We start from the raw sequence: 12,710 nt of genomic DNA, 5'->3' as shown, positions 1-12,710 counted from the left end.
CAAAAGGGGCCGCACCCTGCGCGGGATGCGGCCCCCGTGTCACGACGCCCGGCGCTGCGTCACAGGCCTTCCATGCGCAGCTTGGTCACCTTGCCCTGCACCACCGGTAGCGCCTCGATGCGCGCGATCGCAGCGTTGGCGTTCTTCTCCAAGGTCTGGTGGGTGAGCAGGATGATGTCGGTGTGGGTCTCGCCCTCGGCCGCTTCCTTCTGGCTGAGCGCCTCGATCGAAATGTCGCTGTCGGCCAGGATGCGGGTGATGTCGGCGAGCACGCCCGGCTTGTCTTCGACCCGCATGCGCAGGTAGTAGGAGGTGACGACCTCCTCGATCGGCAGCACCGGCACGTTGCGTACCTGGTCGGGCTGGAAGGCCAGATGCGGCACGCGATGCTCGGGGTCGGAGGTGTGCAGTCGGGTCACGTCGACCAGGTCGGCGATGACGGCGGAAGCGGTCGGCTCGGCGCCGGCGCCCTTGCCGTAATACAGCGTCGCACCGACGGCGTCGCCCTGCACCAGCACCGCGTTCATCGCGCCTTCCACGTTGGCGATCAGGCGCTTCTCCGGGATCAGCGTCGGGTGCACGCGCAACTCGACGCCCTGCTCGCGGCGGCGGGCGATGCCCAGCAGCTTGATTCGGTAGCCCAACTGCTCAGCGTAGGCGATATCGACCGCATCGAGCTTGCTGATGCCTTCGATGTAGGCCTTGTCGAACTGCATCGGGATGCCGAAAGCAATCGCGCTCATGATCGTCGCCTTGTGCGCGGCGTCTACGCCCTCGACATCGAAGGTCGGATCGGCCTCGGCGTAACCGAGCGCCTGGGCTTCCTTCAGCACCTCGGCAAAAGGCAGACCCTTGTCGCGCATCTCGGACAGGATGAAGTTGGTCGTGCCATTGATGATGCCCGCCAGCCACTCGATGCGGTTGGCGGTGAGGCCTTCGCGCAGCGCCTTGATGATCGGGATGCCACCGGCGACCGCCGCCTCGAAGGCCACCATCACCCCCTTCTTCTGCGCCGCGGCGAAGATCTCGTTGCCATGCACGGCCAGCAGCGCCTTGTTGGCGGTGACCACGTGCTTTCCATTTTCGATCGCCTTGAGCACCAGTTCCTTGGCCACGCCGTAGCCACCGATCAGCTCGACGACGATGTCGATCTCAGGATCCGTCACCACTGCGAAGGCGTCGTCTGTGAGCTTCGCGTCACCGCCGGTGACCTTGCGCGCCAGCTCGAGGTTCTTGTCGGCCACGGTGGTGATGACGATCGGGCGACCGGCGCGACGGGTGATTTCTTCCGCGTTGCGCTTCAGAACGGTGAAGGTGCCGCCGCCGACGGTACCGATGCCCAGCAGGCCAACATTGATCGGTTTCATGCAGTGTGTTCCGTGGTGAGTGAGTGGTGACGAGTACGCCGCGATTCAGGTGCCGTGGCGCTTGCGATAGTTTTCGAGGAAGCGGGCGATGCGGCCGATCGCGTCGCGCAGGTCGTCTTCATGCGGCAGGAAGACGAGGCGGAAGTGATCGGGATACGGCCAGTTGAAGCCCGAGCCCTGCACCAGCAGCACGCGCTCTTCCTCCAGCAGTTCGGCGATGAAGGCCTGGTCGTCCTCGATCGGATAGATCCTCGGATCCAGCTTCGGAAACATGTACAGCGTCGCGTCGGGCTTCACGCAGGAAACCCCCGGGATCTGGGTGATCAGTTCCCACGCCAGGTCGCGCTGGCGACGCATGCGCCCCCCCTCGGCCACCAGGTCGTCGATGCTCTGATAACCGCCGAGCGCGGTCTGGATCGCGTACTGGCCGGGCACGTTGGCGCACAGACGCATCGAGGCCAGCATGTTCAGCCCCTCGATGTAATCGCCCGCCCGACGCTTGTCGCCGCACACCACCATCCAGCCGGCACGGTAGCCGCAGGAACGGTAGTTCTTCGACAGGCCATTGAAAATGATGGTGAGAACATCCTCCGACAAGGCCGCCATGGACGTGTGCTTCACGCCCTCGTACAGCACCTTGTCATAGACCTCGTCGGCATAGATGATCAGGTCGTGCTCGCGCGCGAGTTCGATGATCTGCTTGAGCGTTTCGTCCGGATACACCGCGCCGGTGGGGTTGTTCGGATTGATCACCACGATCGCGCGCGTATTGGCGTTGATCTTGGCGCGCATGTCCTCGATGTCAGGCAACCAGCCGCGCGACTCGTCGCACAGGTAGTGCACCGGCCTGCCGCCCGACAGGCTCACCGCTGCGGTCCACAGCGGGTAGTCGGGCGCCGGCACCAGCACCTCGTCACCGGCGTCGAGCAGCGCATTCATCGCCATGACGATCAGCTCGGAGACGCCATTGCCGATGTAGATATCCTCGATCGTGACACCCTTGATGCCCTTCTGCTGCGTGTAGTGCATCACCGCCTTGCGCGCGGAGAAGATGCCCTTGGAGTCCGAGTAGCCGGCCGCGTTGGGCAGGTTGCGGATCATGTCCATCTGGATCTCTTCGGGCGAATCGAAGCCGAACGCAGCGAGGTTGCCGATGTTGAGCTTGATGATCTTGTGGCCCTCGTCCTCCATCTGCTTGGCGCGCACCAGCACCGGACCACGGATGTCGTAGCAGACTTCGGCCAGCTTGGCCGACTTGCGGATGGGGCGCGGTGCAGCCGCGCCCGCCTCGGCCTTGATCACCGGTTCCGGAGATGCCGTCGCGAGTTCGAGTGTCTTCACCGCTTTCATGCCAACCCTTCCTGATCGATGGATACGCGCATTGCCGTTTTCCGGCCCTGCAAAAGATTGCTATCTTAGCCCCGCTCCCGCACCGCGGCAATTTCACCCATGCAACGCGAGCAGCCCCTCGACCAGGAACGCGCAATGAAGCTCTACCAGGACAAAAACGCCAACACCAACATCATCACCGCCTATGCCGACGACCACGTCATGGTGGGCAAGGAGCGCCACGAGGGCAATCTGCTCGTCAGCGCCGGGCAGGTCGTCACCGGCTGGGCGCCTGCGGCGGCGGGTGACCTGTCCGGGCTCACCCCGAGCGACCTGGCAGCCGCAGCGGAATCTGGCGCCGAGATCCTGCTCGTCGGTACCGGCCACCGCCAGCGCTTTCCTGCCCCCGAGCTCCTGCGCCCGCTGATCGAGGCCAGGATCGGCTTCGAGTTCATGGACTTCGCCGCCGCGTGCCGGACCTACAACATCCTCGTCGGCGAGGGCCGCGCGGTGACACTCGCCCTGCTCCACGAGCGTTGACGCCGCCACCAGGCTGCAACCATCCGGTAACCTGGGTTCAACAAGATGTTCACCGCGAGCCGGCCTTTCCGCTACCCTGAACCCCGCGCACCGGCCGGGCTGCCCGCCGCCTCGCCTGCGCAGACGCATCGACAAGCAGAAAAGGAGAAAGCATGAGCGCACATCCCGCCCCCGACTTCAGCCTGGCCGCCACCGGGGACCAGACGGTCACCCTGTCCGCGCTGCGCGGTCAAAAGCTGGTGCTCTATTTCTATCCCAAGGACAACACCCCCGGCTGCACCAACGAAACCCGCGATTTCGCTGCACTGCACGCGGACTTCGCCGCAGCCGGATGCCGGGTCTATGGTCTCAGCCGCGACAGCCTCCGCAGCCACGAGAACTTCAAGGTGAAGCTGACACTTCCCTTCGAACTGATCTCCGACCCGGAGGAAAAGGCCTGCGAAGCCTTCGGCGTGATGAAGCTCAAGAACATGTACGGCAAGCAGCTGCGCGGCATCGAGCGCAGCACCTTCCTCATCGACGCCGGGGGTGACATCGCGCGCGAATGGCGCGGCGTGAAGGTTCCCGGGCACGCCGAGGAAGTCCTCGCCGCCGCACGCGCCCTCTGACGCCCCGCCGGGAAGGCCGCGCCCCGGCCCGTCCCGCCGCCCTCCCCGCCACCGAACGGATCCGCCCGCCCAATGCCCGCGAAACGCCAAGCCCCCGCCACGCAGACCACCCCCGAACCCAAGCCCAAGGCCGCCGCAGCATCCGGGACGACGCGCCGGACACGCACCGCGCGCGCAACCGCGCCGCACGGCGGTGCGTGCAAGCTCTTCGTGCTCGACACCAACGTGCTCATGCACGACCCCACCAGCCTTTACCGCTTCGAGGAGCATGATCTGTACGTGCCGATCATGACCCTTGAGGAGCTGGACAACAACAAGAAGGGCACGAGCGAAGTGGCGCGCAACACGCGCCAGGCGAGCCGCATGCTCGACGAGATCGTGTCGCAGTCCGAGAACGGCATCGAGGCCGGGATCGCGCTTGAAGGGCCATCGCGCGGGCTCGCCACGGGCCGACTCTACCTGCAGACCGAGGCCATCGACGTGGCCCTGCCAGCCGCGCTACCCACCGCCCGTGGCGACAACCAGATCCTCGCCGTGGTGATGTTCCTCGCCGACAAGCACCCGCAGCGCGAAGTCATCCTGGTGTCCAAGGACATCAACATGCGCATCAAGGCCCGCGCGCTCGGGCTGGCGGCGCAGGACTACTTCAACGACAAGGTGCTCGAGGACAGCGACCTGCTGTACACCGGCACGCGCGAACTGCCGCCCGACTTCTGGGACGCGCACGGGCGTGGCATGCAGTCGTGGAAGGAGGAGGCGCACACCTACTACCGACTGAGCGGTCCGCTCGCACCCGAGATGCTGGTCAACGAGTTCGTGTACCAGGACGGGGAGCCGGCCCTGCAAGCCTGGGTGAAGGAAAAGGAAGGCCGCAGCGTGGTGCTGGAGACGCTGGTCGACTTCAGCCACCAGCGCAACAATGTATGGGGCATCACCGCGCGCAACCGGGAGCAAAACTTCGCGCTCAACCTGCTGATGAACCCGGAGATCGACTTCGTCACCCTGCTGGGCCAGGCCGGCACCGGCAAGACCCTCCTGACGCTCGCCGCCGGGCTCACCCAGGTGCTCGAATCGAAGCGCTACAGCGAGATCATCATGACCCGGGTCACCGTGCCGGTGGGCGAGGACATCGGTTTTCTGCCCGGCACCGAGGAAGAAAAGATGGCGCCGTGGATGGGCGCGCTCGAAGACAACCTCGACGTGCTCAACGGCACCGCCGGCGAGGGCGGTGACTGGGGCCGCGCCGCCACCCGCGACCTGATCCGCAGCCGCATCAAGATCAAGAGCCTGAATTTCATGCGCGGGCGGACCTTCCTCAACAAGTTCCTCATCATCGACGAGGCGCAAAACCTCACGCCCAAGCAGATGAAGACCCTGATCACCCGCGCAGGCCCCGGCACCAAGGTGGTATGCATGGGCAACATCGCACAGATCGACACCCCTTACCTCACGGAAGGCTCGTCCGGGCTGACCTTCGTGGTCGACCGCTTCAAGGGCTGGGCGCATGCCGGCCACATCACGCTGCAGCGCGGTGAACGCTCCCGGCTGGCGGACTACGCCGCAGAGGTGCTCTGAGCCGCGGGTTCCGCACGCAGGGGCACCTCGCCCGCACACGCCCCGTCCCTCGACAAATCCCCTCCTGCAAAGGAGGCCACGGCCTGCGCGTGCGCCCCCCGCCGGGGATGGCACGCCGCTGCAGCCCGGATCCGCCCGCCGCATCATCGGGCTGCTCACCTATAATCGGCGGATTCCTTCGTCGATCGAGCCGCCATGAGTACCGAAGCCGCCGACCTGCTGGTGGGTGCCAGCACGGATTTCCTGCGCAACTTTTCTCCATTCAACCGCATGGAGGCGGAAGCGCTCGCATTTCTTGCCGAGCGCGCAGTGCTGAGCTTCTTCCCACGCGGCGCGGACATCCTCACCCCCGAGATGGGGGTTCCCAAGCATTTCCATATCGTCCAGCGGGGCAAGATCCAGGCGCGTCAAACGGGCTCGACCACGGTGACCGAGTATGCCAGCCTGACGCTTGGCCCTGGCGAGTGCTTCCCGATCGGTGCGATCTCGGCACGCCGGCCTTCGACCAACGCGTATGTGGCGGTGGAGGACAGCTTCTGCTACCAGGTCACGACGGACGAGTTCCTCCACCTGATGCAGATCAGCCCGGTCTTCCACCTGTTCTGCACGCAGTACATCGCCAGCCTGCTGAACCAGTCGCGCCAGCAGCTACAAACCACCTTCGCGCAGCGCGCCGCCGAACAGCAGACCATGACCACGGCGCTGGGCAAGCTGATCCAGAAGGAGCCCGTCTTCGTCACGCCCGAAACACCCACCCGCGAGGCGCTCGAGCGCATGAGCGAGTTGCGCCTGGGCTGCATGGTCGTGGTGGACGAACAGACCCGCCCGGTCGGCGTACTGACCCAGAGTGACCTGCTGCCGCGAGTGATCCTCGCTGGCTTCGACCTGTCGCGACCGATCGGCGAGCTGATGACCGCCAACCCGCACCAACTGCCGCAATCGGCATCCGCCTACGACGCTGCGCTGGAGATGGCGACACACGGCGTACGCCACCTGCTCGTGGTCGACGTCGACGGCGTGCTCAAGGGCGTGGTGTCCGAGCGTGACCTGTTCTCGCTGCAGCGCATCAGCCTGCGCCAGATCCGTGCCGGCATCGACAACGCCGCGGACATCGAAGCCCTGCGGCACGCCAGCGGCGACATCCGCCAGCTCGCGCTCAACCTTATCGCACAGGGCATTGGCGCCGAGCAGCTCACTCAGTTCATCTCGGCGCTCAATGATGCACTGACCCGGCGCATCATCGTGCTGGCGCGCGAACGCCACGACCTGCTCGGCATCGATTTCGGCTGGTTCGCGTTCGGCTCGGAAGGCCGGCACGAACAAACGCTCTCCACCGACCAGGACAACGGGATTGTCTTTCGCGCCATGGAGGGGCAGTCGGTCGACGGCGCACGCAAGCGCCTGCTCGCCTTCGCGCAGACGGTCAACGACGACCTCGCCGCCTGCGGATTCCCGCTCTGTAAGGGCAACATCATGGCGAGCAACCCGGAACTCTGCCTTACCCTCGATGAATGGAAATCACGCTTCGGCGACTGGATCCGCGAGCCCGACCCCCAGGCCCTGCTCAATGCGTCGATCTTCTTCGATTTCCGCATCCTGTATGGCAACCCGCGCTTCGAGGATCAGCTGCGCAGCTGCCTCAACAAGACGGTCAAGGGCAACAGCAGCTTCCTGCGCATGATGGCGGTGAATGCGCTCAAGGTGCTGCCGCCGCTTGGGCGTATCCGCGACTTCGTGCTGGAAGACGACAGCACGATCGACCTCAAGAAGTCGGGTGCCCGCCTGTTCGTGGACGTCGCCCGCATCCTCGCCTTGCGCACCGGCGTGGACTCCAGCAGCACCGTGCAGCGCCTGCGTCAGGCCGCAGCCCGGATCGGCATGTCAGCCGAAGAGGTCGACGCCATGATCGATGGCTTCAACTTCATCCAGCTCCTGCGTCTGCGCGCCCAGCATCTGGAGACCGAGCACGACGCCCCTGAGGACAACCGCGTCAACCCGGAATCGCTGAACGAACTCGACCGCCGCATCCTCAAGGAAGCCTTCCGCCAGGCACGCAAGCTCCAGTTGCGACTTAAGCTGGATTACCAGATATGAGCCTGCTCTCACGCCTCAAAGCCGCCCGCGGCGGCTCGGTCAAACTCGATGCGGCGGCTGGACAGGCCCTGCAGGACTGGCAGGCCTTGCCGCGTGCGCGGCGCAGCCGGCCGCACTTCGAAACACGCTATGTGGTCCTCAACACCGAAGCCTCGGGGCTGGACCTGGAGCGCGACCGCCTGCTCGCAGTCGCCGCCATTGGCGTGGATGGGGGCCTGATCCGCCCAGCGGATGCCTATTACGCACGGCTCGACCCCTCACCTGCCGAGGCTCTCGTCGGTCTGCTCGCCATCATGGGGAAGAATCCGCTCGTGGTGTTCAGCGCCTCGTTCAATCGCAACATGCTCGAGCGTGCCCTGCAGGAGCACCTCGCGCTCACCACCGAGCTTCTCTGGCTCGACCTCTACTTCCTGCTGCCCTCACTGTTCCCCGAAAAGCTGGAGCGCCCCAGCCGGCTCGGCGACTGGATGACGGCCTTCGGCATCGAAACCTTCCAGCGTCACCACGCGCTCGGCGACGGCTGGGCGATCGCGCAGCTCTTCCTCGCGGCACAGGCACGTGCGCTCTCGCTCGGGGTTGCCACGCCGCGTGGGCTGGCCGAGCACGAACAGGCCTTCCGCCACAAGCTCAAGATCTGAGCAGGCACCACGCGAAATGCCCCACGCTACGCCGCCCGCCGCGGCGGGTCGCCGGGCATTTCAGCTAGCAGCTTCGGCAAGCAGACATTTCCATTTACAAGTTCCATGCCGGTGCGTATATTCCGCCGAATGTTTTTTCGTGCTATCGCTTTCGCGCTGCTCATCTCAACCGCGTATGTGCCGGTCACACACGCGGATCAGGCCGCACGCATGCAGGAATCGTCCCGGGCGAGCGCAGGCGATGAGTACGTTACGGCGGCAGCACAACTGGTTGACGAAGCGCTGAGCCACCTCGGCATTCCCTACCGCTTCGGCGGCACCTCTCCCGAGACCGGGCTCGACTGCAGCGGCCTGGTGCTCAACGTGTTCCGGAACGCCGTAGGGCTGGATCTGCCCCGTACTGCACGCCAGATGGCGGGCCTGGGGGACAAGATCAGCCGCTCCGATCTGCAACCCGGCGACCTGGTGTTCTTCAACACGATGCGCCGCACCTTCTCTCACGTGGGCATTTATCTGGGCGACGGAAAGTTCGTGCACGCCCCCTCCCGCGGCGGCAAGGTGCGTGTCGAGAGCATCGGCACCCGCTACTGGGCAAAACGCTTCAATGGCGCGCGCAGACTGATCGACGAACCGACACTCGGCAACGCATCTTCAGCGCTGCTTACGGCACGCTGAAGCGCGTCGACATCCCAGAAACAAGAAAGCCCGGCGTCAAACTCCGGGCTTTCTTGTTTCTGACGCCGCAGGTTCAGTTCCGCGTGCTGCGTGCGCCCTCACGATGCTTGCAGTCGATCTCGCACGATGCACAGCGCTCCCCCAACCGCTTGCCCAGCGCCTGCTGCAGCGCGCAGGTCGACCGTCGGCAGCAGACGAACATCACCCCCTCGCGACTTGCCGCCTCGCGAAAGCGCTGCATCACGTTGTGCCCGATGAAGTCTGTAAACAGGATCACCACGCCAATGCCGCTCGGCAAGGGCGCGCTGCGTCGCTGGTGTGTGGTGTCCCGCCCGCTCACATGCGCGGCGATGCGTATTCCGAAGCTGCCGAGGACATCGGGAATATTGCCCAGACGGTCGGCCCCCACGAGCAGTGCATTCATGAATCCCCCTTAATTGTTGCGAATGATTCTCATCGATAATGCCGCTAATGCGATCCGTTTGCAACTGGGAATTCTTCTCGTTATTATCGCGCTGCAAGATCAACAACCCGGGGGTTCTCCAACATGATGAAGAAGGCCGTACTCGCCTCATTGCTCGCCGCATTCGGCGTTGCCGGCACCGCAGCCGCTGCCGAGCTGAATATCTACTCCGCCCGTCACTACCAGACCGACGAGCAGTTGTACGGCGATTTCACCAAGCAGACCGGCATCAAGATCAACCGCATCGAGGCGAAGGAAGACGAGCTCCTCGAACGTATCCGCAACGAAGGCGCCAACAGCCCGGCCGACATTTTCATCACCGTGGATGCATCACGCCTGGCCAAGGCCGATGAGCTCGGGATCTTCGAGCCGGTCAAATCGGAGGCGCTCGAAGCCCGCATCCCGGCACACCTGCGTGCGCCGAACTGGTTCTCCTACTCCACCCGCGCGCGCGTCATCGTCTACAACCCGGAGCTGGTCAAGGCCGAGCAGGTGCAGACCTACGAGCAGCTTGCGGATCCTGCGCTCAAGGGCAAGGTATGCACCCGCTCGGGCAGCCATCCTTACAACCTGTCGCTAGGCGCTGCGCTGATCAAGCACAACGGCGCAGAAGCCGCCGCGAAATGGGCCGAAGGCCTGGTCGCCAACTTCGCACGCGCGCCCAAGGGCGGCGACACCGACCAGATCCGCGCCGTCGCTGCAGGCGAATGCGGCGTGGCGATCGCGAACAGCTACTACCTGGCGCGGCTGATGAATTCGCCCAAGGAGGAAGACCAGCGTGCCGTGGCCAGCATCCAGGCCGTGTGGCCCAACCAGCAAAGCTGGGGCACGCACATCAACGTCTCCGGCGCAGGCATGCTGAAGCACGCGCCGAACAAGGAAGCTGCAGTGAAATTCCTTGAATATCTCGCCTCGGACTCGGCGCAGGCCTACTTCGCCAACGGCAACAACGAATGGCCGGTCGTGCCCACGGTCAAGGTCGAGAACGCCGCACTGACGAAACTCGGCGAATTCAAGGCCGACACCCTGCCGATCGGCGAGCTCGCCGACACCGTGGCGGAAGCCCAGCGCATCTTCGACCGCGCCGGTTACCGCTGAGCGCCCACCGGGTCGCCGCTTGCGGCGGCCTACAGACTGGCCGGCGACACGTCGGCGGCCAGTCCCGCAGCATCCTCCCGGTCCGCCGAGGACATCAGGGCGCGATTGCGTCCGGCATGCTTCGCTTCATACAAGGCCTCGTCCGCACGTGCGTAAGCGGCTTCGTGGTCCTCATCGTCCAGCGACAACATGGTGACGCCGATACTGACCGTGAACACAAGCGGGCCCGAGTCGATCGCCGCCGGATGCGCCGCAACGATACGGCACAGCCGCTCGGCAACACGCAGCGCACCGCGCGCATCGATACACGGCAGCAGGATGGCAAACTCCTCGCCCCCTAGCCGGGCGAACACGTCTGCCTCACGAAGCTGGGCGGTAACGGTCGCTGTGAAGTGACGCAGCACCTCGTCGCCGGCTGCGTGACCATGGGTATCGTTGATGCGCTTGAAGTGATCGAGATCGAGCAGGAGCAGCCCGGCCGTCGACTGATGTCTGCGCAGCCGTCCGAGTTCGCCGCGCACCATCTCCGCAAAGTGTCGGCGATTCCAGAGCCCGGTCAGGGGGTCGCTGGTCGCAAGCTGGACCAGGCTCTCTTCCATCACCTTGCGCTGCGAAACATCCTGCAGGATGCCAACCATGCGTAGCGGCTGCCCGCGCTCGTCACGGTCCAGCACCCGACCTGCGGCGAGCACCCACACCCATCTTCCGTCCTTGTGCCGAAGCCGGTATTCGGCCTGATAGGCGTCCCTTTCGCCGCGCAGGTGCGGCTCGAGCGAGTTGCGGATGTCGCTCCAGTCGTCGGGATGGACCAGCGACTCCCAGGTTTCCACATCCTGCTCGAACTCATGCGGCTCGAAGCCAAGCATCCGGCCCCAGGCCGGGCTATAGCTTGTCCGCCCGCTTGGCACATCCCAGTCCCAGAGACCCAGCTCCGCGCCCTCGAGCGCAAGCATGACCCGCCGCTCACGCTCTGCGATCTGCTCGCGCACCCTGCGCCGCTCGGTGAAATCGCGGCTGACCCGGATCTCGCCGAGGCTCTCGCCGCGCTCGTCGCAGAACGGCGTGCGCAGCGTGTCGAGCAGGCGCAGGGTGCCATCCGGCCCTTCCAGCCACTCTTCCACACGCACGGCTTCAGCGACCACCACGTCCGGCGTGCCTCCCGCCAATCCTGCAAGCTGCGGGAAGACATCGGTCTCTCGGCGCCCGAGCAACTCCGCTTCCCGCACACCGTATGCCGCCGCGAAGGCCTTGTTGCAACCCAGGAAGCGCCCGCGCAGATCGCGGAATGCGATCAGGTCCGGCACCGAATCGATCAGTGCCCTCAGCAGCGCCCGCTCGCGGGCCAGCGCGTCGTGAGGCTCGCGCACGCCCGACACGAAGACCGCCCGGTAGATCATCGCAAAGCCCGCGATCTTGAACACGTGCCCCATGACGTTGAAGAAGTCGCTCACGTCCACATAGAGCGTGAAATAGAGCTCGGTGAGGGCAAGCACCCAGGCCGCCGCAGCAAGCCAGTTCGCCGACTTGTCCCGCTTCACCATCGCATGCCTTGCGAGCAGCACGGCCGCGAGCAGATACAACCCGGCGAGCAGGTATTCGACCGCCAGCTTGAGCGTCGTGACGCCCTGCCCCGGCACGAAGGTGTGCGGCATGCGATCGGGCTGGAAGAGCACCATCCAGCTCCATGCCAGCGCCAGCGCAAGGCCTCCTGCGGTGACCACCAAAGCGCGCACGGACGACCAGCGCCCATCCCCCACGAAGGGATAGCCGATCAGGCCGATGAGCACCAGAGTCCGCGCCGCAAGCCAGAAATGGATGGCCTTCTCGGTACCGCTGGGCGTGATGAAGAGCGGCATGCCCGCATACGAGAGCGTGTGCGCCAGATCGAGCAACCCTGCGCCGAGGAAGGCGGCACCAAGCCAGACCCGCCGCGCACTGCCGACTGCCTTGCGCAGGTTCCACCCCAGGGCCAGCACCATCACCGACACCGCAACCGAGAAGAACTCCAGCCCGGCATGCAGGGCGAGATAATGCTCAGGGGTTGGAAACAGGTTGGCGTGAACGAGCAGCGTCCCGCAGAAAACCACGCTCAGCAGGGTTGCCCAGCCATAGGGACGGGCGATCTCGCCTTTCATGCCTAGCACACGCTGCATCGTCAGCCTGCTCGAAGGATGAGGGCAACACGCCCCTGCGCCGCAACGGCGAAAGGGGCATCGGAACACGGCAGTGCTGAAAGGAGAGGGAACCGTAGCGCAGGCGCCGGACCCCATACGGTCGATTTCATGTTCTTGGCTTTATTCTCGTGGCCGCGATTATCCCCCAG

The 12,710-nt window shown here is 65.1% G+C and carries 11 protein-coding genes; 7 read left to right on the top strand and 4 right to left on the bottom strand.

The window, feature by feature from the left end:
- Nucleotides 1-59: 59 nt before the first annotated feature.
- Complete coding sequence (locus ACPT9U_RS05600; protein ID WP_435750154.1) at nucleotides 60-1,367, bottom strand: homoserine dehydrogenase; 1,308 nt, start codon at nucleotides 1,365-1,367, stop codon at nucleotides 60-62.
- A 45-nt stretch (nucleotides 1,368-1,412) separates the two neighbouring features.
- Nucleotides 1,413-2,717, bottom strand: a complete 1,305-nt coding sequence (locus ACPT9U_RS05595) for a pyridoxal phosphate-dependent aminotransferase (RefSeq protein WP_418364794.1) — start codon at nucleotides 2,715-2,717, stop codon at nucleotides 1,413-1,415.
- 135 nt (nucleotides 2,718-2,852) lie between these two features.
- Between ACPT9U_RS05595 and ACPT9U_RS05590 the strand changes: the two genes are divergently transcribed.
- The 6 genes from ACPT9U_RS05590 to ACPT9U_RS05565 all read left to right on the top strand — a co-directional run bounded on the left by ACPT9U_RS05590 (nucleotide 2,853) and on the right by ACPT9U_RS05565 (nucleotide 8,826).
- Nucleotides 2,853-3,236, top strand: coding sequence for an Mth938-like domain-containing protein (locus tag ACPT9U_RS05590; RefSeq protein WP_435750153.1), 384 nt, complete (start codon nucleotides 2,853-2,855; stop codon nucleotides 3,234-3,236).
- A 152-nt stretch (nucleotides 3,237-3,388) separates the two neighbouring features.
- Nucleotides 3,389-3,844, top strand: a complete 456-nt coding sequence (locus tag ACPT9U_RS05585) for a peroxiredoxin (protein WP_435750152.1) — start codon at nucleotides 3,389-3,391, stop codon at nucleotides 3,842-3,844.
- Between the two features lie 72 nt (nucleotides 3,845-3,916).
- Entirely contained in the window at nucleotides 3,917-5,419 is a 1,503-nt protein-coding gene (locus tag ACPT9U_RS05580) for a PhoH family protein (protein ID WP_435750151.1), read from the top strand.
- A gap of 195 nt (nucleotides 5,420-5,614) precedes the next feature.
- Entirely contained in the window at nucleotides 5,615-7,513 is a 1,899-nt protein-coding gene (locus tag ACPT9U_RS05575; protein WP_435750150.1) for a DUF294 nucleotidyltransferase-like domain-containing protein, read from the top strand.
- Nucleotides 7,510-8,151, top strand: coding sequence for a 3'-5' exonuclease (locus tag ACPT9U_RS05570; RefSeq protein WP_435750149.1), 642 nt, complete (start codon nucleotides 7,510-7,512; stop codon nucleotides 8,149-8,151). The genes ACPT9U_RS05575 and ACPT9U_RS05570 overlap by 4 nt, the downstream gene beginning before the upstream one ends.
- Nucleotides 8,152-8,256: 105 nt before the next feature.
- The gene (locus ACPT9U_RS05565) at nucleotides 8,257-8,826 is read left to right on the top strand and encodes a C40 family peptidase (protein ID WP_435750148.1); all 570 of its coding nucleotides are present in this window, start codon (nucleotides 8,257-8,259) and stop codon (nucleotides 8,824-8,826) included.
- A 73-nt stretch (nucleotides 8,827-8,899) separates the two neighbouring features.
- Here ACPT9U_RS05565 and ACPT9U_RS05560 read toward each other — a convergent pair whose 3' ends face one another.
- The gene (locus ACPT9U_RS05560) at nucleotides 8,900-9,250 is read right to left on the bottom strand and encodes a DUF2325 domain-containing protein (RefSeq protein ID WP_418364801.1); all 351 of its coding nucleotides are present in this window, start codon (nucleotides 9,248-9,250) and stop codon (nucleotides 8,900-8,902) included.
- A gap of 126 nt (nucleotides 9,251-9,376) precedes the next feature.
- On the opposite strand from ACPT9U_RS05560, the gene ACPT9U_RS05555 reads away from it, so the two are divergent.
- On the top strand, nucleotides 9,377-10,387 hold the full coding sequence (locus ACPT9U_RS05555; protein WP_435750217.1) for a Fe(3+) ABC transporter substrate-binding protein: 1,011 nt from the start codon (nucleotides 9,377-9,379) through the stop codon (nucleotides 10,385-10,387).
- A gap of 29 nt (nucleotides 10,388-10,416) precedes the next feature.
- Here the strand turns inward: ACPT9U_RS05555 and ACPT9U_RS05550 are convergent, their stop codons facing one another.
- Nucleotides 10,417-12,540, bottom strand: coding sequence for a sensor domain-containing diguanylate cyclase (locus ACPT9U_RS05550; RefSeq protein WP_435750147.1), 2,124 nt, complete (start codon nucleotides 12,538-12,540; stop codon nucleotides 10,417-10,419).
- Nucleotides 12,541-12,710: the final 170 nt, after the last annotated feature.

The organism is Thauera sp. AutoDN2, from assembly GCF_051280715.1.
Taxonomy (GTDB): domain Bacteria; phylum Pseudomonadota; class Gammaproteobacteria; order Burkholderiales; family Rhodocyclaceae; genus Thauera.
This window is presented reverse-complemented; position numbering and strand designations above follow the sequence as displayed.

What these genes read in the sequence shown, in the direction of transcription:
- ACPT9U_RS05600 (WP_435750154.1), bottom strand. Translation starts at nt 1,367, where the DNA reads ATGAAACCGATCAATGTTGGCCTGCTGGGCATCGGTACCGTCGGCGGC.
- ACPT9U_RS05595 (WP_418364794.1), bottom strand. Translation starts at nt 2,717, where the DNA reads ATGAAAGCGGTGAAGACACTCGAACTCGCGACGGCATCTCCGGAACCG.
- ACPT9U_RS05590 (WP_435750153.1), top strand. Translation starts at nt 2,853, where the DNA reads ATGAAGCTCTACCAGGACAAAAACGCCAACACCAACATCATCACCGCC.
- ACPT9U_RS05585 (WP_435750152.1), top strand. Translation starts at nt 3,389, where the DNA reads ATGAGCGCACATCCCGCCCCCGACTTCAGCCTGGCCGCCACCGGGGAC.
- ACPT9U_RS05580 (WP_435750151.1), top strand. Translation starts at nt 3,917, where the DNA reads ATGCCCGCGAAACGCCAAGCCCCCGCCACGCAGACCACCCCCGAACCC.
- ACPT9U_RS05575 (WP_435750150.1), top strand. Translation starts at nt 5,615, where the DNA reads ATGAGTACCGAAGCCGCCGACCTGCTGGTGGGTGCCAGCACGGATTTC.
- ACPT9U_RS05570 (WP_435750149.1), top strand. Translation starts at nt 7,510, where the DNA reads ATGAGCCTGCTCTCACGCCTCAAAGCCGCCCGCGGCGGCTCGGTCAAA.
- ACPT9U_RS05565 (WP_435750148.1), top strand. Translation starts at nt 8,257, where the DNA reads ATGCCGGTGCGTATATTCCGCCGAATGTTTTTTCGTGCTATCGCTTTC.
- ACPT9U_RS05560 (WP_418364801.1), bottom strand. Translation starts at nt 9,250, where the DNA reads ATGAATGCACTGCTCGTGGGGGCCGACCGTCTGGGCAATATTCCCGAT.
- ACPT9U_RS05555 (WP_435750217.1), top strand. Translation starts at nt 9,377, where the DNA reads ATGAAGAAGGCCGTACTCGCCTCATTGCTCGCCGCATTCGGCGTTGCC.
- ACPT9U_RS05550 (WP_435750147.1), bottom strand. Translation starts at nt 12,540, where the DNA reads ATGCAGCGTGTGCTAGGCATGAAAGGCGAGATCGCCCGTCCCTATGGC.